This is a genomic window from Caulobacter sp. SLTY, from assembly GCF_009905535.1.
Lineage (GTDB): Bacteria > Pseudomonadota > Alphaproteobacteria > Caulobacterales > Caulobacteraceae > Caulobacter.
Genome location: NZ_JAAALA010000009.1, coordinates 56,521 through 81,814, shown reverse-complemented (window position 1 = coordinate 81,814; position 25,294 = coordinate 56,521). Strand labels below are relative to the sequence as shown.

20 protein-coding genes are annotated in these 25,294 nt (G+C 69.1%); 10 read left to right on the top strand and 10 right to left on the bottom strand.

What is annotated here, in order from left to right:
- Nucleotides 1-52: 52 nt before the first annotated feature.
- The 5 genes from GVN21_RS07260 to GVN21_RS07240 form a co-directional block, all read right to left on the bottom strand.
- Nucleotides 53-1,201: a site-specific integrase gene (locus GVN21_RS07260; RefSeq protein ID WP_166574054.1), complete on the bottom strand. Its 1,149-nt coding sequence runs from the start codon at nt 1,199-1,201 to the stop codon at nt 53-55.
- A gap of 235 nt (nt 1,202-1,436) precedes the next feature.
- Complete coding sequence (locus GVN21_RS07255; protein ID WP_166574053.1) at nt 1,437-2,663, bottom strand: acyl-CoA dehydrogenase family protein; 1,227 nt, start codon at nt 2,661-2,663, stop codon at nt 1,437-1,439.
- Nucleotides 2,664-2,737: 74 nt separating this feature from the next.
- Nucleotides 2,738-3,265: an NTP transferase domain-containing protein gene (locus GVN21_RS07250; protein WP_166574052.1), complete on the bottom strand. Its 528-nt coding sequence runs from the start codon at nt 3,263-3,265 to the stop codon at nt 2,738-2,740.
- Nucleotides 3,266-3,273: 8 nt separating this feature from the next.
- Nucleotides 3,274-4,521: a hypothetical protein gene (locus tag GVN21_RS07245; protein WP_240902794.1), complete on the bottom strand. Its 1,248-nt coding sequence runs from the start codon at nt 4,519-4,521 to the stop codon at nt 3,274-3,276.
- A 77-nt stretch (nt 4,522-4,598) separates the two neighbouring features.
- A complete protein-coding gene (locus GVN21_RS07240; protein WP_166574051.1) occupies nt 4,599-5,882 on the bottom strand; it encodes an MFS transporter in 1,284 nt (427 codons plus the stop codon).
- 170 nt (nt 5,883-6,052) lie between these two features.
- Here GVN21_RS07240 and GVN21_RS07235 point away from each other — a divergent pair, with 170 nt between their 5' ends.
- From GVN21_RS07235 to GVN21_RS07220, 4 genes are all read left to right on the top strand, one after another.
- Nucleotides 6,053-8,404, top strand: a complete 2,352-nt coding sequence (locus GVN21_RS07235) for a TonB-dependent receptor (protein ID WP_166574050.1) — start codon at nt 6,053-6,055, stop codon at nt 8,402-8,404.
- A gap of 77 nt (nt 8,405-8,481) precedes the next feature.
- Nucleotides 8,482-9,306 (top strand): GntR family transcriptional regulator, encoded by an 825-nt coding sequence (locus tag GVN21_RS07230; RefSeq protein ID WP_166574049.1) that lies wholly within the window; start codon nt 8,482-8,484, stop codon nt 9,304-9,306.
- On the top strand, nt 9,303-10,343 hold the full coding sequence (locus GVN21_RS07225) for a serine hydrolase (protein ID WP_166574048.1): 1,041 nt from the start codon (nt 9,303-9,305) through the stop codon (nt 10,341-10,343). The genes GVN21_RS07230 and GVN21_RS07225 overlap by 4 nt, the downstream gene beginning before the upstream one ends.
- A 56-nt stretch (nt 10,344-10,399) precedes the next feature.
- Complete coding sequence (locus GVN21_RS07220) at nt 10,400-11,983, top strand: AMP-binding protein (protein WP_166574047.1); 1,584 nt, start codon at nt 10,400-10,402, stop codon at nt 11,981-11,983.
- Here GVN21_RS07220 and GVN21_RS07215 read toward each other — a convergent pair.
- A complete protein-coding gene (locus tag GVN21_RS07215; RefSeq protein WP_166574046.1) occupies nt 11,968-13,248 on the bottom strand; it encodes an MFS transporter in 1,281 nt (426 codons plus the stop codon). The genes GVN21_RS07220 and GVN21_RS07215 overlap by 16 nt on opposite strands.
- Nucleotides 13,245-13,862: a glutathione S-transferase family protein gene (locus tag GVN21_RS07210; protein WP_166574045.1), complete on the bottom strand. Its 618-nt coding sequence runs from the start codon at nt 13,860-13,862 to the stop codon at nt 13,245-13,247. The genes GVN21_RS07215 and GVN21_RS07210 overlap by 4 nt, the downstream gene beginning before the upstream one ends.
- A gap of 143 nt (nt 13,863-14,005) precedes the next feature.
- On the opposite strand from GVN21_RS07210, the gene GVN21_RS07205 reads away from it, so the two are divergent.
- From GVN21_RS07205 to GVN21_RS07195, 3 genes are all read left to right on the top strand, one after another.
- Nucleotides 14,006-15,244 carry a serine hydrolase domain-containing protein gene (locus tag GVN21_RS07205; RefSeq protein ID WP_166574044.1) on the top strand — a complete coding sequence of 413 codons (1,239 nt, stop codon included), beginning with the start codon at nt 14,006-14,008 and terminating at the stop codon, nt 15,242-15,244.
- A gap of 18 nt (nt 15,245-15,262) precedes the next feature.
- Nucleotides 15,263-15,709 (top strand): tRNA (cytidine(34)-2'-O)-methyltransferase, encoded by a 447-nt coding sequence (locus GVN21_RS07200; RefSeq protein ID WP_166574043.1) that lies wholly within the window; start codon nt 15,263-15,265, stop codon nt 15,707-15,709.
- Nucleotides 15,710-15,783: 74 nt separating this feature from the next.
- Entirely contained in the window at nt 15,784-16,263 is a 480-nt protein-coding gene (locus tag GVN21_RS07195) for a hypothetical protein (protein WP_166574042.1), read from the top strand.
- Here the strand turns inward: GVN21_RS07195 and GVN21_RS07190 are convergent.
- Together GVN21_RS07190 and putA are read right to left on the bottom strand one after the other, a co-directional pair.
- A complete protein-coding gene (locus GVN21_RS07190; protein ID WP_166574041.1) occupies nt 16,248-17,027 on the bottom strand; it encodes an SDR family oxidoreductase in 780 nt (259 codons plus the stop codon). The genes GVN21_RS07195 and GVN21_RS07190 overlap by 16 nt on opposite strands.
- 89 nt (nt 17,028-17,116) lie before the next feature.
- A complete protein-coding gene (gene putA / locus GVN21_RS07185) occupies nt 17,117-20,164 on the bottom strand; it encodes a bifunctional proline dehydrogenase/L-glutamate gamma-semialdehyde dehydrogenase PutA (protein ID WP_166574108.1) in 3,048 nt (1,015 codons plus the stop codon).
- 133 nt (nt 20,165-20,297) lie between these two features.
- Here putA and GVN21_RS07180 point away from each other — a divergent pair, with 133 nt between their 5' ends.
- The 3 genes from GVN21_RS07180 to GVN21_RS07170 are packed head-to-tail and all read left to right on the top strand — an operon-like array spanning nt 20,298 to nt 24,787.
- A complete protein-coding gene (locus tag GVN21_RS07180) occupies nt 20,298-21,542 on the top strand; it encodes an alpha/beta hydrolase (RefSeq protein WP_166574040.1) in 1,245 nt (414 codons plus the stop codon).
- Entirely contained in the window at nt 21,539-22,327 is a 789-nt protein-coding gene (locus GVN21_RS07175) for an LOG family protein (protein WP_166574039.1), read from the top strand. The genes GVN21_RS07180 and GVN21_RS07175 overlap by 4 nt, the downstream gene beginning before the upstream one ends.
- Nucleotides 22,328-22,378: 51 nt before the next feature.
- Entirely contained in the window at nt 22,379-24,787 is a 2,409-nt protein-coding gene (locus tag GVN21_RS07170) for an ATP-binding protein (RefSeq protein ID WP_166574038.1), read from the top strand.
- Here the strand turns inward: GVN21_RS07170 and GVN21_RS07165 are convergent.
- Nucleotides 24,750-25,181, bottom strand: a complete 432-nt coding sequence (locus GVN21_RS07165) for a hypothetical protein (RefSeq protein WP_166574037.1) — start codon at nt 25,179-25,181, stop codon at nt 24,750-24,752. The genes GVN21_RS07170 and GVN21_RS07165 overlap by 38 nt on opposite strands.
- Nucleotides 25,182-25,294: the final 113 nt, after the last annotated feature.

Sequence of the window (25,294 nt, the reverse complement as noted above, 5' to 3'; positions counted from 1 at the left end):
TTGTGCCGTCCCAATAAGCGGCTTTCCTGTTTAGTGCGATTTACTACTTATCCTATTGGTCTAAATACCTACCCCAGTCACACATCAAGACCCGGCGCTTCTCAAGAGCATCGCCCCTTCGGTATGCCCGCTCCACCTCACTCCCAACCTTGTGAGCAAGTGCTGCCTCGGCAATCTCCCTTGGGTGGTCGGTTACCTCACCCACCCAGTCACGAAAGCTGGACCTGAAGCCGTGAGGGGTAACGGCCACCTTCATTCGGCGAAGGAGCATCTGCATCGCCATGTTCGACATCGGCCGGCCCGCCTTTTGGCCCGGAAACACGTAGTCACCACCTAAGGGCTCTAGCTCCTTCAGGATTTCAACGGCCCGATCTGAAAGCGGGACGCGGTGCTGAATCCGCATTTTCATACGCTCGGCGGGCACAGTCCAAATCCGGGCCTCCAGGTCGAACTCAGGCCACTTGGCTTCAAGCACCTCGCTAGTCCGACCTGCCGTCAGTATCGCGAACTCCAACGCCCTCGCAGACAGCCCCTCAGCCTCACGGAGGCGCACCATGAACGCCGGCACTTCGGCGAATGGCATTGCGGCATGGTGGCGCTTTGGACCCCTGGTTCGCCCCGCCATGGTTCCGCGCAAGTGATCCTTCCAACGGGCCGGATTATCGCCTTTGCGGAGACCCTTCGCCTTAGCTGCATCCAGCACCCGTTCAATTCGCGCCCTTACGCGCCGTGCCGTCTCAGGCTTGCTCAACCAGATAGGTTTCAACGCCTTTTCAACATGGTGCGTATCGACCAGGTCGATAGGTAAGGACCAAAACCCCTTGGCGTATGTGGAAAGTGTGTTCCGCCACTGCTGACGGTGTTTCGGGTTGCTCCACGCCTTTTCCCAATCGCCGATGATGGACTCGGCGAAGGCTCCAAACGTGGTCGCTTCCCCTTTGGCCTTTCGGCGTTCCTCGATCGGGTCTTTGCCCTCGCGCCACAATGCCCTTGCCGCGGCTTTAAGCTCGCGTGCTCGCGCCAGCGATACGTCCGACAGAGGGCCAAGGCCCATCTCCTTTCGTTTGCCGTGCATGAAATAGACGAAGGCCCATCGCTTCCCCTTATCGACTCGTAGGTAGAGGCCCTCTCCGTCGGAGTAGAAGCCGGGTGCGGTCAGGCGGCTGACTTGGAGCGCAGTGAGCTTGTTAACTGAGGGCATGACCCACCCTAAACCCTAAGCCATACCCTAAGACAAGAGCCCCGATTTCCGGAAACAGTGGCAGACAGCTACGGACAGGTGAGCCCTTTCAATTTGTTTTAGTTGAACTTTTGGAAAGGCCAGAATGGTTCGGGACACAAGTTCGGCGGACACCCTCTCCGCCATCCTTCCCAGCTAAGCTGAATTCACAGGACCGCCGGCCGGTCGCCTCGCGCGTCAACGGCCGGAGACGCTTTCAAAGTCCGAGTACCGCCTTGGCCATGATGTTGCGCTGGATCTCGTTGGTCCCGGCGTAGATCGAGCCTGCCCGGTCGTTGAAGTACTTGGCGGCCACGGTCCAGCTGTAGTCCGGTCCGACCCCGTCGTTCTGCGGCGGCGGGATGAACCCCGGCGTCGGTCCGCCCGGCGAGACCATGTGGGGCTGATAGGCCCCCGCATAGGCGCCGGCCGCGGCCAGGGCGATCTCGGTCAGGCGCTGGCTGAGTTCGGTGCCGACGGTCTTGAGGATGGAGGATTCGGGACCCGGCGCCCCGCCCACCGACAGGGCCGACATCACCCGCAGCTCGATCGCCGCCAGGGCCTCGACCTGGACGGCCGCGTCCGCCAGCTGGCGGCGCAGGGCGACGGCTTCCGGATCGGCCGGGTCCGGGAACTGGGCCTCAAGGATCGCCGCCGCCTTGGCGATTCGAGCCCGCATGCCGGGGCTGGCCACCCCGCCGCCGCGTTCGAACTGCATCAGATACTTGGCGACCGTCCAGCCCTGGCCGATCGGGCCGACGGCATTGGACTTGGGGACCCGGACGTCGGTGAAGAAGACATGGTTCTGGATGTGCTCGCCGGACAGGGAGACGATGGGGGTCACCTCGACGCCCGGAAGGGTCATGTCGATCAGCAGGAATGTGATGCCCTTCTGCGGGATCTCCTCCTTGGCGGTGCGGACCAGACAGAAGATCCAGTTGGCCTCATGGGCGTGGGTGGTCCACAGCTTGTGACCGGTGCAGATGAAATCGTCACCGTCCTCGACGGCGCTCATCTGCAGGGTGGCCAGGTCCGAGCCGGACTGCGGCTCCGAATAGCCCTGGCACCAGAAGTCTTCGCCGCTCAGCATGCGGGGCAGGTAGTGGGCCTGCTGGGCCGGTGTCCCGTGGCCGATCAGCACCGGGCCGCACATGCCGATCCCCATCGGCGAGACCGGCGGCGCTCCGGCCATGGCGGTCTCGGTGGCGAAGATGTAGCGCTGGGTGACCGACCAAGCGCAGCCGCCGAATTCCACCGGCCAGGCCGGCGCCGCCCAACCCCGGGCGTGGAGGATTCGCTGCCAGGCCATGCCGACCTCGTAGTCGGCATAGACACTGGTCAGGCTGGCGCCCGCCTTGCGAAGGTCGGGAGTCAGCTCGGCGTCGAGAAAAGCTCGCACCTGATCCCGAAAGGCGAGATCCTCGGCGCTCCATTCGATGTTCATGCGGCGTCCTCCGGCCTGTTTTGCCCAGCCTGCTCCGCTTTGCGTCGGGGAAGGCCAGGGGAGGGTGTCGCATTTCAGCCAGCGTCTTCGCCGCTGATCAGCGCGCGATGTTCTTCCGGCGTATTGGCGCCGCGCAAGCGACGTATGACGCTGGGCGGGCAGACTGGCCGAGCGAGCCGGGCGCGCTCGACGAGCCTCGCCAGCGGCCAGCGGGCCTCAGCGTCGGGCGGCAGGACCTCCAGGTCGATGACCATCGGCAGGGGCTGACCCTCGAAGGCGGCGCCGGGTCCGGACGCGGTCAGCAGGGGAAGCAAGTCCTCCGGCCGGATGGTCGGGGCGTCGACTGCCAGGACCAGCATCCGGCGACAGCCGCTGGAGGCGAGGGCGCGCGCGCCAGCCAGCACACCGCCGACCGGGCCGGCGCCCGGGGTGTCGTCCGTCACCTCGCCGCGCGGGCCGACCGCCAGCACCGGCCTTGCCCCCACCGCCCTGGCCAGGGCGCGGCAAAGGTCGAGGGCCGGGCGGCCGCCCCAGTCCAGGGCCGCCTTGTCGGCGCCCATGCGGCGGGAGGCGCCGCCGATGAGGATGATGGCGCCGAGCATCGTTACGCTCAGGAAGCGATGACCCGCTGGACGAACTGGCGGAAGGCGTCGGCCGCCGCGACCGTGGCGGCGGGGTTGAGGCAGCGTTCGTCGTCCTCGGCCACATGGTGATAGCGGTGGATGCCGAACACCCCGGCGGCGGGGGCGTAGCCGGACTTGATCACCTCGACCAATTCACCGGCGGCCAGCACCTTGCTCGACACCGGCGCTTCATAGCCGGCCAGGCCGGCGAACAGCTCGCGGGCCAGGGGCAGCAGCTCGGGCGAGACTGACAGGAACCGCTGGGGATCGACGCTGGGCAGGGGGGAGGGCTTGCCAGGGGTGTCGTGCCAGTCGCGGGCGGCGACATTGGCGCCCAGGTGAAGCCAGAATTTGGTCTGGGCCGGCGGTGGGGCGATTTCCTTCATCGCCTCGGCGGCGCCCAGATACTCGTACTCATGGCCGGTGTTGCAGACCAGGGCCAGGTCATGGTCCGGCAGGGCCTTGGCCGCCCAGCGGGCCAGGTGCAGCCAGACCGCCACGCCCGGACCCCGCTCGGCGGCGCAGGTGAACCAGCCCGAGCGCGGGGTGGAGATGGCCAGCCAGCGGCCCTTGCCCCGGTCGATCCGGCCCACGAAGTTGAAGGCCGGCCGCTGGCCACCCTCGCCGTCGAGGACCAGCTTCGCCTCCGCTCGCTGGAAGGCGGCGGCCAGGAAGGGGTCGGCCTGGTCGGGGGCCAGCAGGGCCACTGGCCCCTTGAACATCGGCGCCCGGCCGTCGGCGTTGAGGGCGATGACCTTGCCGGTCGGGCCGTTGGTAATCGCCACGACCGCCTTGGCCCCGGCCGCAAAGGCGCCGGCGATGGGTCCTTTCGCAGCGGGGGTCAGCATCGAGGACCAGCGGCCGTGGGCCAGATCGACGAGCGCGATGGCGCCCTCCAGGGAGCCGGCGAACCGGCCGGCGAAATCCACCCGCACCAGCGGCCCGGCGACGCCATCGGGACCCGTCGCGATGACAATGGGCTGGGGATAGACCGAAGCGGTGGCGCCGGCGATCGAGAGTTCGGCCTTGCGCTCTTCGAAGAAGGGGGCGGAGAAGGTCTGGCGCTCGACCTTGTAGCCGGCCGCCTCCAGCTCGCCGGCCAGCCACTCTCCGCAGGCAGTGTCGCCCGGGCCGCCGGCCCGCTTTATCCCGAACTTCACATAGCGGAGCAGGTCCGCCTCGATGGTTTCCGGCCGGGCCGAGACCGGCGCGGCGGCGGATGCTGTTCCAGCCATGGAAAGAAGCGCTCCCGCCCCAAGCACGGCCCGTCTGCTAGCATCGATCATCGGTGATTACTCCCTAAACCCGTACATCAGGTCGTCGGCGCCCGGCGACGCAGCGCCAGCACACAGACGAACGATATCGCGCAAACCGCCGCCAGATACACCGCGATGGGCAGGCTGGACTGATAGCGGGCGAACAGCGCCGTGGCGATGATCGGCGCAAAGCCGCCCCCGAACACCGCGCCGATCTGGTAGCCCAACGAGGCCCCGGAATAGCGGACCGAGCGCGGGAACAGCTCGGCGAACAGCGCCGCCTGCGGCCCGTACATCATGCTGACGAACACCAGCTGGACCGCGATGGCCGCGAAGATGGCCGGGGCCGATCCGGTCTCCAGCAGCGGGAAGACGGCGAAGGCCCACAGCCCCGACAGCAGGGCGCCCAGCAGGAAGACCCCCATCCGGCCATAGCGATCCGACAGGGCGCCGCAGATCATCAGCGCCGGGATCATCACCGCACTGCCGGTCATCACCGCGGCCAGCAGGGTCTCACGCGGGATGCCCACCGTGCCCGTGCCGTAGGCGATGGCGTAGGTGATCGCGATATAGAAGCAGACGTTGTTGGCCACGAAGGCGCCGCCGGCCAGCAGGATGGTCCGCCAGTGGCCGAGGATGGCCCGGAGCAGCGGGGAATGGACCGACGCCGGTTCCTCTGGCCCTTCCTGGCTCTCCGGCTCGACCACCTTCAGATGCAGCACCACCCCGATGCCGATCAGGGCGATGCTGAGCAGGAAGCCGATCCGCCAGCCCCAGGACAGGAAGGCCGGTTCCGGCGTCAGGGTGCTGACCGCCAGAAAGACCACGTTGGCCAGCACCACGCCCAGCGGCACCCCCACCTGTACGAAGCTGCTGTAGAAGCCGCGCCGAACGACCGGCGCGCTCTCGATGGCCAGCAGGGCCGCCCCGCCCCATTGGCCCCCGACCGCCAGCCCCTGGGCGAACCGCATGGCCACCAGCAGCAGAGGCGCGGCGACGCCGATGTAGGCATAGCTGGGAAGCAGGCCGATCAGGGTGGTCGATATCCCCATCAGGAACATGGCCAGCACCAGCGCCCGCTTGCGCCCGTGCCGGTCGCCGTAGTGGCCGAACAGCGCCCCGCCCAACGGCCGGGCGATGAACCCCACCGCAAAGGTGCTGAACGAGGCGATCTGGGCCACGAACGGCGGCAGGTCGGCCGGGAAGAACAGCTTCGGGAACACCAGGGCGGCGGCCGTGCCGTAGATGAAGAAGTCGTACCATTCGACCGCGGCGCCGGCCGAGGCCATCACCGCCACCTTCAGGCCAGGACCCTGGCCCTCGTCTTTGCCCGTCGCCATCTCGTTTCCCACCGCGCTCTTGAAGGACGCTTCTCAAGGCTCAAACCCTGTTTTAGCCCGACGATGATGTCAATGTTGTCGTACAATATTGACAACGCCGTTGGACAATACGAAGGTTCACCCGCCGCGACAGACAACGACGGCATCGGGGAGAGGGAGAACCAGGAATGATGATGCGCTTGCTTGCCTGCTCGTCGGCCGCCGTGCTGGCGTTCGCCGCGCCGGACCTTGCGATGGCCCAGGAGGCGCCCGCCGCCCCCGCCGCCACGTCCTCCAGCGAGGAGGCGGAGCCCACGGACGTCGGCGCAGTCGTGGTCACCGCCCGCCGCCGCGAAGAAGCCGTCCGTGACGTGCCCTCGACCATCACCGCCCTCTCGGCCGAACAGCTGGAGGCCAAGAGCCCCATCGAAGGGGTCGGCGACCTCCTGCAGACCGTTCCGGGCATGCGATTCAACGGCGTGGCCAGCGAGAACCTGGCCGAGATCTCGGTGCGCGGCTCCGGCACCCAGCGCGCCACCAGCGCCGACTCCGGCGTCGGCCTGTTCGTCAACGGCGCCTATGTCGGCAGCAGCACGCTCGGCGGCCGCAACTTCAAGCGCATCGACTATTTCGACCTGGCGCGGATCGAGGTGCTGGAGGGACCGCAGGGCGCCCTCTATGGCCGCAACTCCGAGTTCGGCACGGTCAATATCGTGCTGGCCCAGCCGCAGTTCCGCAACGGCGGCCGCGTCTCGGCCACCTACACCGCCGACCTGGAGCAGATCCGGCTCGAAGGGGTGGTCAACCAGCAGCTTGGCGACAAGGTCGCGGTCCGCTTCGGCGTGCAGATGACCGACCAGGAGGCCGGCCTCTATTACAACCCGAAACAGGACGTCTATTACGACCACACCAGCGGCTACATCGCCCGCGGCCAGATCCGCTACAACGACGGCCCGATCGACGTCACCTTCCTTTACGACCGGCAGGACATGGATCTGCCGACCTTCGCCAACCAGTGGGTGATCCCGGCGGGCGCTCTTCCCGCCCTGCCGCTCGGCTACACCGGCCCGCGCTACGACATCCCCTCCGAAGTCGAGAACAGCCTCCACCAGGACGTCGAGCGGGTGATGATCATCGCCAACTACGACTTCGGCTGGGGCGAGGTCACCTCGACCAGCATGTGGTCTGAATCCCACTCCGCCCAGCGCTTTTCCGGGGGGGTCGATCTGGTGACCCAGGGCCAGATCCAGGCCAGCGGCCAGGCCGGGTTCTATCCGTTCAGCGCCACCGCGACCGACGCCCATGACCAGACCTTCTACCAGGACATCCACATCGCCGGCGACGCCGCCGACGGCGCCCTGCAGTGGCTGGCCGGCATCGAGTATCTGGCGCAGGAGGACTTCTATGTCCGCGACGTAGCCACCAACCCCTGCGCCCTGACCGCCACGTCCGGCATCTGCGCCGGCACCCCGACCCTGCCGCTCTGCTTCCGGCTGAACCCGACGTCCCTGAACTGTCCCGCCGTCTTCCCGCTGCCCTTCGGCAGCCGCCGGGTCGTGCCTTCGGAGTATCAGTCGGCGGCCATCTACGGCTCGCTGAAGTACGATATCGGGTCCTTCTCGCTGGGCGGCGAACTTCGCTATTCCCGCGACGACAAGACCGCCAGCCAGAGCGACTTCCGCCTCTACACCGGCGTCCCCTTCGGCACGCCGACGACCTATACCTTCGAGGAAGAGAACCTCAGCTACGCGGCCCACGCCAGCTACCGGTTCGGATCCAACCTGGTCTACGCCAAGACCGGCACGGGCTATCGCGCGGGCGGCGTCAACAACGGCACGACCGTGCCGGCCGCTCCCAACCCGCTGACCCCGACCTACGGCAACGAGGGCACGGTCAGCTACGAGGTCGGCCTCAAGTCGGAGTTCGGCCGCAACATCTTCCTGCGGCTGTCGGCCTACAAGTCCGAGACCAGCGACGCCATCACCCTGGTCAGCGACGGCTGTACGGTGCTGCTCTGCGGCCAGGCCGGCACCGCCTTCAACATCAATGGCGGCACCATGGAGACGCAGGGCATCGAGGCCCAGCTCGACGCCGTCTTCCAGGTCGGCAGCGGCCGGTTCGCCATCGCCCTGAACGCCGCCAACCAGGAAGGGACCTACACGGAGGTCGCCGCGGTCGCCGGCGCGCCGATCCTGGACAGCACCGTGGCCCAGATCCCCGACTGGACCTTCTCGGCCAACCTCAACTACCGCCAGCCGATCGGGACAGACCTCTTCGGCTTCTTCAACATCGCCTACAACGGCCAGCGCGGCGGGGGCCAGGACACGGTGACCGCCACCGCCCCCTTCATCCCGTTGGAGGACATCGACAACGTCGACCTGCGGTTCGGGGGGACCTGGAACAAGACCGAGCTGGCCTTCTTCGTGCGTAACGCCACCGACGAGGTCATCCCGGTGCTGAAGCTGCAGCAGGGGGCCATCCCGCTGGCCAACCGCTACAGCCGGCCGCGCACCTTCGGCGCGACTCTGACCTATCGCTGGTAACGGCCAGGGGCCGCGATGGATGTCGTCGCGGCCCTACGTTTTGTACGACAACATCCAGGCCCCTTCGGACAGTAAGCTTGCCCCTCCCCGCCTTCGCCCATACCAATGAGCCGACGTCGAATCCGCTTGGTGCGGACGGCGATGCCGTGAAGGGCAAGTCCTTGGCCTCCAGTTCCGACACCCCCATCGCCCCGACCGCCGAGGCCCTCGCCCAGGCCCTGCGGGTGCGTATCCAGCGTAGCGAACTGGCCCCCGGGGAGTGGCTGCGAGAAGTCCGCCTGTGCAGCGAGTTCGGGGTCGGCCGCTCGATCGTGCGCCGCGCCCTACGCGCGCTGGCCGACGACGGGCTGATCGAGATCGAGGAGAACCGGGGAGCTCGCGTCTCCGCCACCACGGTCGAGGAGGTGTTCGACCTCTACGAGGTCCGGGCCGCCCTCTACGGCCTGGCCGCCCGCTTCGCCTGCCTGCGGGCGCCCGACGCCGCCATCAAGCGCATCCTGACCCGGATCGACCGCCTGCTCGCCCTGGCCGAGGAGAAGGCGCCGGCCGAGGCGATCATGGAGGTCAGCGAGGCCATCTTCGGCGAGATGAGCAGCTACGGCAGCGCCGACGCCCAGCGGATGACCGAAGCCGTCCGCCGCAAGACCCGCTTCCACTTCTCCTATGTCGCCCTGGCCATCAACGCCAACGGCCCCGGCCCCTATGAGCACTGGCGCACGGTGCGCGCCGGCCTGGTGGAGCGCGACGCCGACAAGGCCAGCCAGGCGGCCCGCAACATCCTCTACTTCATGCAGGGCGAGGTCGCCCGGATCATGCTGGCCCGCAGCCCGCGCCCGCGGACCGACATGGCCAGCCCCGAAGCCGCCACGCCCCGGCGACGCGCCGCAGGAAAAGCCAAATGACGACCAAGCTCAGCGCCCTCGCCCTGGCGATGTCCCTCGCCGTGGTCGCCGTTCCGGCCTGCGCGGCGCCCCCTGCCCCCACGCCCGCCCGCGCGGCGCCGTCGGCGGACATGCAGGACCTGCTCGACTATCTGCGCCGTCAGAACAGCACCGGCTTCATCGTCATCCAGGACGGCAAGGTGCTGGTCGACAAGGCCTGGCCGGCCCCGACCGAGGATCGGATGTTCGCCAACTTCGTCTACGGCAAGGCGGCCAACGGCGCCCTGCTGGAAGACGTCGCCTCGCAACAGAAAAGCTTCGTCGCCGTGCTGGTGGCGATCGCCATCGACAAGGGCCTGATCGACGTCAACGCGCCGGTCAGCCAGTACCTCGGCAAGGGCTGGTCCAAGGCCACGCCCGAGCAGGAGGCGGCGATCAAGGTCAGTCACATCCTGACGATGAGTTCGGGCCTGGACGAACAGGGCCGCTACGTCGCCCCGACCGGGACCCAGTTCTTCTACAACACCCCCATCTATGCGCTCAGCAAGGCCGTCCTGGTCGCCGCCGCCAAGCAGCCGCTGGAGACGATCACCACCGACTGGCTGACTCGTCCGGTGGGCATGACCGACACCGCCTGGCGTCAGCGGCCCGCCGCGCTGGCCTCGGTCGGCAACGCCACCGGCCTGGTCACCACCCCGCAGGACGTGGCGAAATTCGGCCTTATGGTGCTGCACGGCGGCGTCGGCGAAGATGGCAAGCGGGTCGTTTCAAAGGCCCAGCTCGACGCGATGTTCGTCCGCTCGGCGACCAATCCCGCCTACGGCCGCCTCTGGTGGCTGAACGGCGGGGAGTATGTGGTGCGGCCGCAGAACCCGCGCGCCGAAGGTCCGCTGATCAAGGCCGCGCCGGCCGACCTGGTCGCCGCCCTCGGGGCCTTCGACCGGCGGCTCTATGTCGTGCCCAGCCGCAAGCTGGTGGTGGTTCGCACCGGCGCGGCTGCCACCGACCGCGATTTCGACCAGCAGATCTGGCTGCGGCTGATGAAGGTGATCGACTGACCGCCGTCCTCCCACCAGCCCCAGCCCCACGGGGGCACAGCCCCACAGGACAGCGTATGATCGACGGCGCCATTCAATCCTTCCCCCTGACGCTCGACCGCATCCTCGACCACGCCGCCAAATGGCATCCAAGGACGCAGGTCGTCACCGCGCGCGAGGGACAGGACAACGCCCGCCTCGGTTACGCCGAGTTGCGCGCCCGCGCCCGCCGCACCTCCGCCGTGCTGGCCGGCTTCGGGGTGAAGAGGGGCGACCGCGTCGCCACACTGGCCTGGAACACCCAGCAGCATGTCGAGGCCTGGTTCGCCATCATGGGCATGGGGGCGGTCTGTCACACGCTCAATCCCCGCCTGACCGCGACGCAACTCGGCTGGATGCTCGGCCAGTCGGAGTCGAAGATCGTGATTGTCAGCGCCGACCTGTTGCCCCTGGCCCTCGCCGCCGTGGATGAGGCCCCCGGCGTCGATCGCGTCCTGGTCATCGACGGCGAGCCCTCCGCCGGCCACGCCCGCGCCACTGTCGAGCCGCTCGAAACCTTGGTCGCGGCCGCGGACGGCGCCGTCATCTGGGGCGACTTCGACGAGACCGCCCCGTCCGGCCTCTGCTTCACCTCCGGCTCCACGGGGGCGCCCAAGGGGGTGACCTACACCCACCGCTCGAGCTTGCTGCATACGCTGAAGATGCTGCAGGCCGACGTGCTGGGCGCCCGCACGGTCGATGTGGTCATGCCGGTCGTGCCGCTGTTCCACGCCAGCGCCTGGGGCCTGCCCTTCGCCCTGCCGGCGGCCGGCAGCAAAATGGTCCTGCCCGGCCGCCGCACCGATGGGGAGAGCCTGGCCAAGCTCATTGCGGACGAGGGCGTGACCATCGCCGTTGGGGTGCCGACCGTCTTCCTCGGCCTCTGCGAATACCTGGACGCCAGCGGCATGGCCCTGCCCTCGCTCCAGAGGGTCATCCTGGGCGGCGCCCCCACCCCGCCGGCCCTGATGGAGCGGCTGGAGAAGCAGCTGGGCGTGGTGGTCCAGAACAGTTGGGGGATGACCGAGCTGTCGCCGGTGGGCGTGTTCAGCATCCTCAGCGACCCGGACCGCCCGGCTTCGGTATCCGGCCGCCCGGCCCTGGGCGTCGACCTGATGCTGGCTGACGAGGCCGGCGCCCCGCTGACCGAACAGCGCGACCAGGAGGGCCGGCTCTATGTGCGCGGCGCGGCGGTGATCGAGCGCTACTTCGGCCAGACCAAGCCCGTGGTCGACGCCGACGGCTGGTTCGACACCGGCGATCTGGCCCGCATCGACCAGGACGGCGGCCTGACCATCACCGGCCGGGCCAAGGACCTGATCAAGTCCGGCGGCGAATGGATCAACCCGGCCGAGATCGAGGCCATCGTCTGCGAACTGCCGCAGGTGTCGCTGGCCGCCGTGATCGGCCGCGCCGACCCCAAATGGAGCGAACGGCCGATCCTGTTGGTCGAGCTGCGCGAGGGCATGGAGATCACCGACCAGGCTCTGCTCGACACCGTGCGTGGCCGGGTCGCCTCCTGGTGGGTTCCCGACGCGGTGGTCCGCCTGCCGGCCATGCCCCTGGCCTCGACCGGCAAGATCGACAAGCTCGGCCTGCGGGCGGCCTACGGGGCGGGCTGAGCCGCCACGTCATCCACCCAGTCGCGGCGCAGGGGCCTGACCGCGAGCGCCCCCAGCAGCGCCGCCACCAGGTAGAAGCCTGCCACCGCCACGGCTGAGTACTTCAGCGCCTCGGCGCCGAAGTGGGGGGTCATCACATCGCTGATGCCGCCCATCAGCCAGGACCCGCCGCCGATCCCGATCAGGTTGTTGATGAACAGGAAGCAGGCGGCCGCGGTCGCCCGCATGTGGGCGGGCACCAGGTGCTGCACCGCCGTAGTCAGCGGGCCGACGAAGACCAGGGTCATGCCGTTGGGGATTACCAGCAACAGCCAGGCGACCACCGGCGAGGGCGACAGGAAGCCGGCCACGAACAGCGGCGCGGTGATCAGCCAGGCGAAGGCCGACAGCTTCGCGTAGGCGCCCCGGTCGGCGCGGCCCAGCTTGTCGGCGATCACCCCGCCGGCCAGCACCCCGGTCACCCCGCCGACCAGCAGCAGGGAGCCGAAGAAGTAGGAGGTGGTGGTCAGGTCGAACCCGAAGGTCTGCATGGCGATGGACGGGGTCCAGAAGGCCAGGCCATAGCCGGTCAGGCTGCTCATCGCGGCGGCGAAGGCCATCAGCCAGAAGCTGGGCTTGCGGGACAGGATGGCGAACACCGCGCCCACGCCCACGCTGCTTCCGGTCGGGGCCGCGACCTTGGGCGGCTCCTTGACCACCAGCCGGAAGATCGGGGCGATGACCACTCCCGCCAAGCCGATGACCACGAAGGCCGCGCGCCAGTCGACGGCCTTGGCGATGGCCGCGCCCAGCAGGACGCCGGCAGCCAGCCCGGCCGGAATGCCCATCGAATAGATGGCCAGGGCCTGGGCCCGGCGCTCAGGGGGAAAGTACTGCGAGATCAGGGCGTAGCTGGGCGCCACCCCGCCGGCCTCGCCCACCCCGACGCCGACCCGGAACAGGAACAGCTGCCAGAAGCCGGTCGCCATCCCGCAGAGGGCGGTGAAGCCGCTCCAAACGGTCAGCGAGGCGGTGATCACCCAGGTGCGGCTGGTCCGGTCCGCCAGCAGGGCCAAGGGAATGGCCAGGGTGGAATAGAGGGCGGCGAAGGCGATGCCGCCCAGGGCGCCCAGCTGAGTGTTGGAGAGCCCGAGGTCGGCCTTGATGGCCGGGGCGAGAATTCCGAGGATCTGCCGGTCTAGCCAGTTGAAGGTGTAGACCACCAGCAACATGGCCAGCACCAGTCGGGCATAGCCGGGACTATGTTGAGCGGGGGTCTGGCTCATTCCCCTTGCGCCGCCTTGGCGGCCAGGAAGCCCGGCCGGACGCTGAGCCGCGCCCAGTAGGCGGCGACCTCGGGGCTGAATTTTCCATCGAGGCCGAGGTTGCGGGCCAGCAGCAGGGCGTAGCCGACGCTGATGTCGGCCATGGTGAACCGCCCGGCGCAGAGCCATTCGCGGTCACTCAGGGCGCGCGTCACATGACGCAGGCGCGAGACGAACCACTGGGCATAGTCGTCGGCCGCCTGTTGCAGCCGCCTCTCCTTGGGCTCCAGCCGGGTGTAGCGGAGCACGATGGTCTGCGGGAAGGTCAGGGTCGCCTCGCCCCGGTGCAGCCAGTCGAGCCACAGGCCGTAGTCGGCCTCTTCCGGTCCCACGGCCAGGGGCGTGGGGCCATAGCGGGTGGCCAGGTACTGCGGGATGGCCGCCGATTCGGTCATCCGTATCTCCCCGTCGAGCATCAGCGGGATGGTGCCCAGCGGGTTGAGGTCCAGGTAGCCGGGCGAGAGGATGCGCGGCGGGAACGGCAGCAGGTGCAGCCTGTAGGGCAGCCCCATCTCCTCCAGCGCCCACAGGGCGCGGAACGAGCGCGCATCATCGCAATGGTAGAGTTCGATCATCGGTGCTGGTCTCCCCTTGGCCGTTCTTGTCCCGCGCGGCGCTCGATGTCAAAAATCTTTGTACGACAATTTGTCGGCAATAGTGATACAAGTTTCGCTGAACGACCGGCCGCCAGAGCCGCTCCAGGGGAAGGGAAGAGCCGATGATCGCAGCGCCGGAAAAGCATGGCTTCGACCCCGCCCGCCTGCGCGACATCGACGCTTTCCTCAAGCATCGCTACCTCGACACCGGCCGCCTGCCCCACGCCCAGCTGCTGATCGCGCGGGACGGCGAGATCGTCCACCTCTCCAGCCAGGGCGCCGCGCGCGAGGGCGCCGCCGCCCCGATCGACGAAGGCAGCCTGTTCCGCATCGCCAGCATGACCAAACCGGTCACCTCGGTCGCCTTCATGAAGCTGGTCGAGGACGGCAAGGTGGCGGTGGACACCCCGGTCGAGGAGGTCCTGCCGGAGTTCAAGGGCGTCGGCGTCTATGCCGGCGGGGGCGGCGGCGTGCCGTTCATGACCCGGCCGCCGGCCGCGCCTATGCGGATGCTGGACCTGCTGCGTCACACGTCTGGGCTGACGTATGGCTTCCAGAACCGCAGCAACGTCGACGCCGCCTACCGCGCCATGCCATCCAACGCCGGGCCGGTGGAGAACTGGCACGGGGCGGCCGACCTGGACGCCTTCGTCGCCGACCTGGCCAAGGTCCCGCTGGAGTTCTCGCCGGGCGAGGCCTGGAACTACGGGGTCTCCACCGATGTGCTGGGCGCGGTCATCCAGCGCCTGACCGGCCGGCCGCTGGACCAGCATCTGGAAGAGACCATCTTTGGCCCGCTGAAAATGCACGACACCGGCTTCCACGTCCCGGCCGGCAGGGCCGACCGCCTGACCGACTGCTACGCCTGGGCCGGGCCGGAGCTGGGCCGGGTGATGTACGACCGGGGGTCCGAGAGCGTCTGGCGCAAGCCCCCGACCCTGGTCTCCGGCGGCGGCGGCCTCGTCTCCACCGCCCTCGACTACCACCGCTTCTGCCTGATGCTCGGCAACGGCGGCAGCCTGGACGGCGTCCGGATCATCGGCCGCAAGACCCTGGAGCTGATGACCCTCAACCACCTGCCCGGCAAATCGGACCTCTCGACCCTGTCGCAGTCGATGTTCAGCGAGACCCAGAACGCCGGGGTCGGCTTCGGCCTTGGCTTCGCGGTCACCCAGGACGTGGCCAAGACAATGATCCCCGGCTCGCCCGGCGAGTTCTACTGGGGCGGCATGTTCACCACCTCCTTCTTCGTCGACCCGGTCGAGAAGCTGCACCTGGTGTTCATGACCCAGCTTTCGCCCTCGCTGCTCTATCCCCTGCGGCGCGAGCTGAAGACGCTGGTCTATTCCGCCCTGGCCTGAAGGGCGGTAACTGGGCCGATGCGCCTGGCCCTCTACACTCCCCAGATCCCCCAGAATGTCGGCGCCTGCATCCGGCTGTCGGCCTGTTTCGGGGTGCCGCTGCACGTCATCGAGCCCGTCGGCTTCACCTTCGACGACCGGGCCATGAAGCGGGCCGCCCTCGACTACGGCCCGCTCGGCCACATGACCCGCCATGCCGACTGGGACGCCTTCCAGGCGGCGCGGGCGCCGGGCCGGCTGGTGTTGTTCACCACCAAGGGGGCAAATCCGCTGAACGACTTCGCCTTTCAGCCCGGCGACACCCTTTTGATGGGCAGCGAGACGGCCGGGGCGCCCAATCATGTTCATGACGCGGCGGACGCGCGGGTGGTGATCCCGATCCGGCCCGGCGCCCGTTCGCTGAACCTGTCGGTCAGCGCCGGGATCGGGCTCTTCGAGGCGCTGCGCCAGACGGGCGGCCTCTAGGCCAGGTTTTTTCATCCGCCGATACGGTCCGTGAACCACGATGGGTGATCCTCTGGAAAACGGGGACCCGCCGCATGAGCACCGCCTGGACATTGACCTTCACCGCGCCCTTGCGCGATGCGGCCGAGGATCTGGCCGAGTCGGTCAACGGCATTGCCGGGGCGGCCCTGCAGCAGGCGCTGCGGCCGGCGCTCGCGGAGCGGGGCTGGGGGTTCTGCGAGCCGTTCGCCGAGGACTTCGGCTGGTTCAGTGACTTGGCCTATAATGACGAGGGCAAGCGGGTGGCCGTCGCCCTGGCCACCGGTCCTGAGGGCGAGACCCGGCCGGATGGCGGGGCCGAGGACGACCGCTGGCGAGTGGTCATCTCCATGGACCTCGGCATGTTCGCCAAGACCAAGGCCCGCCGCTCGGCCGCCTTCGGCCGGCTGGCCGGCGATCTGCACGCCGCCTGCCTGGCCATCGGCGCCACCGGCATCGTCTGGGAAGAGGGCGGCCCGCTGGCCGTGACCCCGCCCGCCGGTCCTGAGGCCGATCCGCCTCAGAAGATAGTGTAGCCGCCGTCGATCACGAGGCTGTCGCCGGTGTGGAAGCGGGAGGCGTCGGAGGCCAGGTAGACGGCCAGGCCGGCGAAATCCTCCGGCTCGCCCCAGCGGCGCATCGGCACCCGGCTGATGACCTTCTCATTGAACTTGTCATTGCCCTGGGCGCCGGCGGTCATGTCCGAGCGGATCCAGCCGGGCAGCACCGCATTGGCGCGGATGCCGTAGCGGGCGAACTCCACGGCCAGGCCGCGGATCATCGCCTGCACGGCGGCCTTGGTCGAGGCGTAGGCCTGGTTGCGTGGAGCGCCGTGGATGGCCGAGGTCGAGGAGGTGACCAGCAGGCTGCCGCCCGGATCGCCGGCCTCGGCCCGCTCGACCATGTGCTTGGCGGCCTCGCGGAAGGTCCAGAACACGGCGTCCAGGTTGACGGTGGTGACCCGGCGCCAGTTCTCGGTGGTTTGTTCAGTGAAGGGCGCGCCCTTACCCACCCCGGCGTTGGCGACCACGAAGTCGAGCCGGCCCATCTCCTGCAGGGCCTCGGCCACGCCATCGACCACCGCCTGCTCATCGCCGACGTTGACCTGGCGGACCATCACCTTGCCGCCGATGGCTTTCAGCCGGGCCTCGGCGGCGGCGTTCTTTTCCGGGTTCTGGCCCCAGACCACGACGTCCGCGCCGGCCTGGGCCAGGCCCTCGGCCATGCCGAGCCCGATGCCGCCGTTGGCTCCGGTGACAAGGGCGACCTTGCCGGTCAGGTCAAAGGGGGTGAAGGCCATCGTAGGTTTCCTCGCTGCGAACGTTTGTTTGAAAGCTTATCGCACGGGCCGCCCAGGGTCATCCAAGCGGTTTTCAGTCATGCGGAGCGTTACAGGTTCAGCAGCGCCGGATCACCGCCCTGCGCGGTGATGTTCACGCTGACCGCCCGCTCCACGCCATAGCGTGACAACGCCTCCGGCCCGCCGGCCTTGGGGCCGGTGCCCGACAGGCCCTGGCCGCCGAACGGCTGGACTCCGACCACCGCCCCGATGATCGAGCGGTTAACGTAGACGTTGCCGGCCGGGACCAGGCGCTTGACCTGTTCGGCGAAGGCCTCGATGCGGGAATGGACGCCCAGGGTCAGGCCATAACCCCGGTTCGCCAGGCCGGTCGCCACCGCCTCCAGCTTCTCGGGGTCGTAGCGGACGATGTGCAGGATCGGGCCGAACACCTCCCGATCCAGGAAGTCGCCAGTGGGAATCTCGGCCAGGACCGGCGGGAAGAAGGTCCCGGTCGTCGGTCCCTCCAGCACTTTCAGCACCTTGGCCTCGCGCTTCAGCCGCTCCAGGTGGTCGGCAAGGGTCTTCCGCGCGTCCTCGTCGATCACCGGCCCGACGTCGGTCCTGGGATCGGCCGGGTCGGCAACCACCAGGGCGTCCATGGCCCCCATCAGCCCCTCGATGATCCCGTCGGCCGTATCCTTGGGCAGGAACAGCAGCCGCAGCGCCGAGCAGCGCTGCCCGGCGGAGCCGAAGGCCGAGAGGATGACGTCGTCGATCACCTGTTCGCGCTGAGCCGTGGTGTCGACGAACATGCCGTTCAGGCCGCCGGTCTCGGCGATGAAGGGCACGATCGGTCCGCGCCGGGCGGCCAGGCTCTGATTGATCCGCCAGGCGGTTTCCGTGCCGCCGGTGAAGGCCACGCCATCGCAGCCCGGATGGGACACAAGGGCCGCGCCGACCGTCTCGCCCCGGCCGGGGGTCAGGGCCAGCAGGGCCTTGTCCAGCCCGGCGGCATGATAGAGGCCCACCACCTCGGCGGCGATCAGGGGCGTCTGTTCGGCCGGCTTGGCGATCACCGCGTTGCCGGCCGCGAGAGCAGCGGCGACCTGGCCGGTGAAAATGGCCAGGGGGAAGTTCCAGGGACTGATGCAGACGAACACCCCGCGCCCGCGCAGCTCCAGAGTGTTGGTCTCTCCGACGGGGCCTTTCAGCACCTCCGGCCCGGCGAACCTGGTCTCCGCCAGCCGGGCGTAGTAGCGGCAGAAGTCGGCGGCCTCGCGCACCTCGGCGACGCCGTCGTTCAGGGTCTTGCCCGCCTCGCGCGTGCAGAGGGCGATCAGCCGGTCGCGGTTGGCCTCCAGGGCGTCGGCCATGGCCCGCAGGACCTTGGCCCGCTCGATGCCGCCCGCTTCGTCCCAGGCGCCTTGCGCCTTGCGCGCCGCCGCGAAGGCCGCGTCGATCTCGGCGCTCGTCGCCTCGCCGACCGTGCCGATCTCATCGCCCGTCGCCGGGTTATGCACCGCCTCGCCGGTCCCGGCCTGGATCGCGGGCAACCCTGCGATGGCCTTCACCAGCCTCCCGCGCTCCTCGGTCACGCTGATGTCGATGCCCATGGAGTTGGCCCGATCGCCATAGATGTTGACCGGCAGCGGAATCTTCCGGTGCGGTCCCGGCCCGACCGCCGTGATGTCGGCGATGGGATCGACCACCACCGTCTCCGCCGGCACCCGCTCGTCGAGCAGGGCGTGGACGAAGCTGGTGTTGGCGCCGTTCTCCAGCAGGCGGCGCACCAGGTAGGGCAGCAGATCCTCATGGCCGCCGACCGGGGCGTAGGCCCGCACCAGCACCCCGTCGTAGAGGTCGTCGGCCGCCTTGTAGAGCGCCTCGCCCATGCCATGCAGGCGCTGGAACTCGATCTTCACCCCGGCGCCCTTGGCCATGCGGCGCACGGCGGCCAGGCTGTGGGCGTTGTGAGTGGCGAACTGGGCGTAGAGGTGGGGCGCCGCGTCGATCAGGGCCTTGGCGCAGACGAGGTACGACAGGTCGGTGGCGCTCTTGGTCGTGTAGACCGGATAGCCCGGTCGGCCGTTCACCTGCGCCCGCTTGATCTCGCTGTCCCAGTAGGCGCCCTTGACCAGCCGCACCATCAGCCGCCGACCGGTCTTCTTCGACAGCTCCGCCAGCCCTGCGATCACCTGTGGGCAGCGCTTCTGATAGGCCTGAACGGCCAGGCCCAGGCCCGTCCAATCGCCCAGCTCCGCCTCGCCGGCCAGCCGCTCCAGCAGCTTCAGCGAGATCACCAGCCGGTCGGCCTCCTCGGCGTCCAGGGTGAAGTTGAGGTCGTGCTTCGCCGCGATCAGCGCCAGCCGCTTCACCCGCGGATAAAGCTCGCTCCAGACCCGGTCTTCCTGCGTCGCCTCATAGCGGGGCGACAGGGCTGAGAGCTTCACCGAGATGCCATGGCCTGCCTCTGGCCCCTGGCCGCCCGACAGCCGCCCGACCGTGGCGATGGCCTCGGCGTAGGCCTTCTCATAGCGCTCGGCGTCGGCCGCCGTTCGGGCGCCTTCGCCCAGCATATCGAAGCTGCAGATATCCCCGTCGCCCTTGGCCCGGGCGATGGCCGCCTCGATGGTGCGGCCCAGCACGAACTGTTCGCCCATGATGCGGATGGCCTGGCCGACGGCGGCCCGGATCACCGGCTCCCCGACCCGGCCGGCGACGCGCTTGAGGAAGCCCGGCAGGTCGCTGGTCGCCTGCTCGTCCACCTCGACCAGCTTGCCGGTCAGCATCAGCCCCCAGGCGGAGGCGTTGACGAACAGGCTGCCCGACTTGCCCAGGTGGCTGGCCCAGTCGGCGCTGCCGATCTTCTCGGCGATCAGCCGGTCCTTGGTCTCCTCGTCGGGGGTCCGCAGCAGCGCCTCGGCCAGGCACATCAGCGCCAGCCCCTCGCGCGTGGACAGCGAGAACTCCTGCAGGAAGTTCTCCACCACCCCCTGACGCCGCACGCTGCGCCGCGCCCCGCGCACCAGCGCCTCGGCCTCGGCCCGCACCGCGGCGCGGTCTTCCGCGGAAAGGGGGGCGGCGTCCAGCAGGGCGCGCACCGTCTCGGTCTCGTCGCGATACTTGAAGGCGTCCAGGCCGTCCCAGTCGATCAGGCCAGCCGCGGTGGTGGGGGCGGTCGGGGGGGTGCTCATATCGCGCCTCCTACGCCCTTGGGCGCCCTTCGGGAAGGGGCGATGGCGGCGCGGCCAAACGGCGCTATGGTCGGGCCGTCGACAGGGGATTTCCATGCGCCCAGCTCTCGCCAGTCTGCTTGCGGTTCTAGCCCTGCTCGCCGCCTGCGCCTCGCCGCCGGACCTGGCGACCACGGCCCAGGCCTCGCCTCCAGTGCTCGCCGCCTTTCGCGGTGATCCACCGGTCACCAGCGCAGACGACTGGACCAGCCGCCGCGCCCCGCTGTTGCGCGCCGCCTTTCTCGATGGGGTCTACGGCCATCCGCCCCTGCTGGGGGCGCCGGTCGTCGAGGCCCGCGAGACCCTGACCCTTGAGGACGTCGGCGACGCCCTTGTCGAGCAGTGGACCGTGCGTCTCGGCGACCCGGCCCTGAACCGTCGCTTCCACATGATCGTCGCTTCGCCAAAAGGCGCGACCCAGGCCCCTCTGATCGTCATGGAGCTGTTCTGCGGCATCCGCTCGGCCATCCCCGGACGGCCCGAGGCAGTGTTCGAGGACAAGGCCATCCTGCCCGGTCCCTGCCGCAGCCAGACCTTGGACCCGGTGATCAAGGTCATTCTGGGCAAGCGCATCTCAGGCCCCTCGATCGCCGAGGTCACCGGGGCCGGCTACGCCCTGGCCATGTTCTACGCCGGCGAGATCGTCCCGGACGATCCGGTCCTCGCGCCACCCGCCCTGGCCGCCCTCCAGCCGGATGTGCCCGCCGACCGGCGGGCCGGCGCCCTGGCCGTCTGGGCCAGCCTCTATTCCTCCGCCTTCGACGCCCTGACTCCTGATCCGCGCTTCGACCCGGCTCGCGTCGCCGTCTGGGGGCATTCGCGGCACGGCAAGGCCGCCCTGCTGGCCGCCGCCCTCGACCCCCGCTTCGCCGCGGTGATCAGCCACCAGTCCGGGCGGGGCGGCGCCAGCCTAAGTCGCAGCGGCGCCGGCGAGACCATCCGGCAGATCACCGACGAATACGGCTTCTGGTTCTCCCCCGCCTACGCCCGCTCAGCCCAGCGCTACGACCTCGACATCGACCAGCACCAGCTGATCGCCCTGATCGCCCCCCGTCCGGTGATGCTGGGCAGCGGCCTGTCGGACACCTGGTCCGACCCCGCGGGCGCCTTCCGCGCCGCCCAGGGCGCCACCCCCGCCTACCGTCTGTTCGGTTCGTCGGGCCTCACCGCCACCCAGCTGAAGAACGACTTTCGCCCCGCCGACGACCTGGCCTGGTGGACGCGCGGCGGCGGCCATGGGATCACCACCGCCGACTGGACCGCCTTCCTGCAGTTTCTGGACGCCCACCTGAAAGCATGACCGACCCCCGCAGCAACGCCGACCAGCTCGCCTCCCCCTCCTACCGCCTCGCCGCCTTGGATCAGGACTTCCTGCTCGGCGATTCCATGCGCGGCCTCCGCTTCCAGCTGGAGTACGCCAAGGCCGAGGAGGCCCTGCGCGCCTGGGGCGTGCGATCGACCATCGTGGTGTTCGGCAGCGCCCGGGTGGGCGAGCACGGAACCCCGACCCATCAGCGCTGGTACGGCCAGGCCCGCGCCTTCGGCCGCCTGGCCTCGGAGCGCGGCGGCGCCCTGCTCGAAGGCCAGCCGTTCCGCGACAACGTGATCGCCACCGGCGGCGGGCCGGGCGTCATGGAGGCCGCCAACCGTGGAGCCATCGAGGCCGGCGCCCCATCCATCGGCTTCAACATCACCCTGCCGCATGAGCAGGAACCCAATGCCTGGACCACGCCGGAGCTGACCTTCCGCTTCCACTACTTCGCCATGCGCAAGATGCACCTGGCGATGCGGGCCAACGCCCTCGTGGTCTTCCCCGGCGGCTTCGGCACCTTCGACGAGCTGTTCGAGATCCTCACCCTGCGCCAGACGGGAAAGGCGCCGCCGATCCCCGTGGTGCTGTTCGACGAGGCCTTCTGGCGGTCGGTCGTGGGGTTCGACGCCCTGGTCGAGCACGGCCTGATCGGACCGGGGGACCAGGACTTCTTCGCCTTCGCCGAGGACGCGGAGGGCATCTGGGCCGCCCTGCTGGCCGGCGGGCTTCGACCGCATGAGTCCATCGAGGCGCCGCCCTCAACCGCCGGTTAACCCTGCGCCCCCATTTTTGACCTCAACGATAAATTGGGGGGAACTGGACAGGTGGCTGCCCGCGAAGACCGCGAGCGGATGACCGCGCCTTTCGGCCTGGACCTGTCCCTGGCCGTGTTCGACCGCGCCACCCGTTTTGCCAAGGGACTGTTCGAGGACGCCGAAAGTACGGTTGTCCTGGTCAAGGACGGCGTCGCCTGGCGCAGTCGCTGGGCCGGCAACGATCCCTACCAGCGACGGGACAACATCGCCGAGCAGGTGATGGCCTCCGGCGAGCCGCTGTGGATCGAGGATGCCCGCGCCGACCCCCGCTACGCCAATCTGAAGCTGGTCTCCGGCCCGCCCTATCTGCGCGGCTACATCGCCACTCCGATCAAGCTGGCCGACGGCTCGGTCCCCGGCCTGCTGGTGGTGGTCAGCGCCACGCCGCAACCCCACGACCCCGTCCGCGCCGAACAGCTGGCCGCCTTGGCCGAGTTCGTGGCCGACGAATGGGTCCGCGCCAACGCCGCCCAGGCCCTGGCCGCCACCCAGTCGACCCTGGAGGCCCTGGTCGCCACCATGCCGACCTCCCTGGTGATGACCGACGCCGAGCTTCGGGTCATCGCCGCCAGCAGCTTCTGGGCCCGCAGCCTGGGGATGACGCGGGCGGCGGCCCTGGGCCGCACCCTCTACGACATCGCGCCACAGGTCTATGAGCGCAGCCGCAAGGGCTTCGATGCCGCCCTGGCCGGCGCCCCGCCCAGCGTCTCCCGAACCCGGATCACCCTGCCCACCGGTCCGACCGTCTGGGTGCAGACCGAGCTGAAGACCTGGAAACAGCCCGACGGCGAGATCGGCGGCATCGTCCTGACCGCCAGCGACGTCTCCGAACTGGTCGAGGCCCTGGAGCGCTCCGAGCGGTCCGAACAGCGCATGCAGCTGGCCCTGGAGCTCAGTGACCTCCATGTCTGGGAGCTCGACTTCGTCCAGCGCGAACTGATCAAGGTCGGCGCCGAGGACACCTTCTTCGAGGAGCCCAAGACCTACGAGGGCCTCTGGCGGGACATCTACGAGGGCGTCGATCCCCGCGACCGGGCCGAGGTCGAGGCCGCCTGGGAGCGCCACCTGGCCACGGGCGAGCGCTATGACCCCATCTATCGCGTCCGGCGCACGGACGGCCGCGAGGTCTGGGTCCAGGGCGCGGCCAAGATGTTCACCGATGCCCGCGGCCGGCCCGTGCGCCTGGTCGGCGCCCTGCAGAACATGACCGACCGCAAGGCGGCAGAGGCCGAACTGATCGCCGCCAAGAACGATGCCGAGGCCGCCAACAGCGCGAAATCCACCTTCCTGGCCACCATGAGCCACGAGATCCGCACCCCGCTCAACGGCGTGCTCGGCATGGCCCAGGCCATGGCCTCGGACGACCTATCGGGCGTCCAGCGCGAGCGGCTGGATGTCATCCGCCAGTCGGGCGAGAGCCTGCTGGCCGTGCTCAACGACGTGCTCGACCTTTCCAAGATCGAAGCCGGCAAACTCGACCTCGACGAGGCCGAATTCGACCTAAAGGACCTGGCCCGCGGCGCCCACGCCGCCTTCATCGCCCTCGCCAACAAGCAGGGCCTGAGCTTCGACCTGAAGGTCGAGGCCTCGGCCGAGGGCGTCTACCTCGGCGATCCGATCCGGGTACGCCAGATCCTCTACAACCTGATCTCCAACGCCCTGAAGTTCACCGAAGCCGGCGAGATCCGGGTCAACGTCGCCCGAGCCGGAGGCATCCTCCGCTTCAGTGTGTCCGACACCGGCATCGGCATCGCGCCGGAACCCCTGGCCAAGCTGTTCGGCCGCTTCGAACAGGCCGACGCCTCCACCTCCCGCCGCTATGGCGGCACGGGCCTGGGCCTGGCCATCTGCCGCCAGTTGACCGAGCTGATGGGTGGGGAGATCAGCGTCGAGAGCGAGATCGGCGCCGGCGCGGTCTTCACCTTCACCCTGCCGCTCCCCCGCATCGCCGACAGCCGCGCCGAGGCGCAGCCCGTCCTGCCGTCGACCCCGCCCAACGCCGAATTGACCGGGGAGACCCTCCGCGTCCTCGCCGCCGAGGACAACGAGGTCAACCAGCTGGTCCTCAAGACCCTGCTGCACCAGGTCGGGGTCGAGCCGGTGGTCGTCTCCGACGGCGCCCAGGCCATCGCCGCCTGGCAGGCCGACAGCTGGGACGTCATCCTGATGGACGTCCAGATGCCCGGCGTCGACGGCCCCACCGCCGCCCGCGAAATCCGCCGCCTGGAGGCCGCCACCGGCCGCGCCCGCACCCCGATCATCGCCCTGACCGCCAACGCCATGTCCCACCAGGTCGCCGAATACGCCGCCGCCGGCATGGATGGCTTCGTCGCCAAGCCGATCGAGGTTGGCCGGCTGTTCGCGGCCTTGGAGGCGGCGCTCAGCCCGCCGCCACGGGCGGAGGCGGCAAACGGCTAGGCCGCCCGCAACCGCCGCCGGTCATCGCGACCTCGCGGCCGTCCTGGAAGTCCTGCAGAGCCTGCCGCATCCGGGTCCGCATCGCTTCACCTGAAAGACCCGCGTCGAAGGCCGCCTGCCAAGCGGTTTCCACAGCTATGACCTCATGCTCGGTGCACAGCTTGCCGGCCGCGCTGTGGGACCCGGTGTAGATTCTGAATTCCTGCGGGGTCTCGCCGTTGTAGACATGGCCGCCCGCGCTGATCGGCGCACAGGCCGTCGCATACTCCCCTTCGATCGAGGCCTTGCCGACCTGGTAGTAGTTGGTCCAGCAGGCCGCCTCCTCGGCCTTGGTCTTGGCCTTCTGTTCGCAATGGCAGGCGCTAGTGGCCAACGCCTGGAGTTTCGGCGCCATGGCGGGGTCTATCGGTTTTGGGTTTTTGGCGACTTCCGACCCGATACCTGGCGCGGCCTGCGGCTTGCGCTCGCACCCCATCGCGGCGATGAGGCAAAGGCAGGCGACAATCA

Coding starts and splice junctions, on each gene's coding strand:
- GVN21_RS07210 (WP_166574045.1), bottom strand. CDS start 13,862: ATGATCGAACTCTACCATTGCGATGATGCGCGCTCGTTCCGCGCCCTG.
- GVN21_RS07200 (WP_166574043.1), top strand. CDS start 15,263: ATGCGCCTGGCCCTCTACACTCCCCAGATCCCCCAGAATGTCGGCGCC.
- GVN21_RS07195 (WP_166574042.1), top strand. CDS start 15,784: ATGAGCACCGCCTGGACATTGACCTTCACCGCGCCCTTGCGCGATGCG.
- GVN21_RS07245 (WP_240902794.1), bottom strand. CDS start 4,521: ATGGCTGGAACAGCATCCGCCGCCGCGCCGGTCTCGGCCCGGCCGGAA.
- GVN21_RS07260 (WP_166574054.1), bottom strand. CDS start 1,201: ATGCCCTCAGTTAACAAGCTCACTGCGCTCCAAGTCAGCCGCCTGACC.
- GVN21_RS07250 (WP_166574052.1), bottom strand. CDS start 3,265: ATGCTCGGCGCCATCATCCTCATCGGCGGCGCCTCCCGCCGCATGGGC.
- GVN21_RS07255 (WP_166574053.1), bottom strand. CDS start 2,663: ATGAACATCGAATGGAGCGCCGAGGATCTCGCCTTTCGGGATCAGGTG.
- GVN21_RS07225 (WP_166574048.1), top strand. CDS start 9,303: ATGACGACCAAGCTCAGCGCCCTCGCCCTGGCGATGTCCCTCGCCGTG.
- GVN21_RS07190 (WP_166574041.1), bottom strand. CDS start 17,027: ATGGCCTTCACCCCCTTTGACCTGACCGGCAAGGTCGCCCTTGTCACC.
- GVN21_RS07165 (WP_166574037.1), bottom strand. CDS start 25,181: ATGGCGCCGAAACTCCAGGCGTTGGCCACTAGCGCCTGCCATTGCGAA.
- GVN21_RS07205 (WP_166574044.1), top strand. CDS start 14,006: ATGATCGCAGCGCCGGAAAAGCATGGCTTCGACCCCGCCCGCCTGCGC.
- GVN21_RS07175 (WP_166574039.1), top strand. CDS start 21,539: ATGACCGACCCCCGCAGCAACGCCGACCAGCTCGCCTCCCCCTCCTAC.
- GVN21_RS07180 (WP_166574040.1), top strand. CDS start 20,298: ATGCGCCCAGCTCTCGCCAGTCTGCTTGCGGTTCTAGCCCTGCTCGCC.
- GVN21_RS07215 (WP_166574046.1), bottom strand. CDS start 13,248: ATGAGCCAGACCCCCGCTCAACATAGTCCCGGCTATGCCCGACTGGTG.
- GVN21_RS07240 (WP_166574051.1), bottom strand. CDS start 5,882: ATGGCGACGGGCAAAGACGAGGGCCAGGGTCCTGGCCTGAAGGTGGCG.
- GVN21_RS07235 (WP_166574050.1), top strand. CDS start 6,053: ATGATGCGCTTGCTTGCCTGCTCGTCGGCCGCCGTGCTGGCGTTCGCC.
- GVN21_RS07220 (WP_166574047.1), top strand. CDS start 10,400: ATGATCGACGGCGCCATTCAATCCTTCCCCCTGACGCTCGACCGCATC.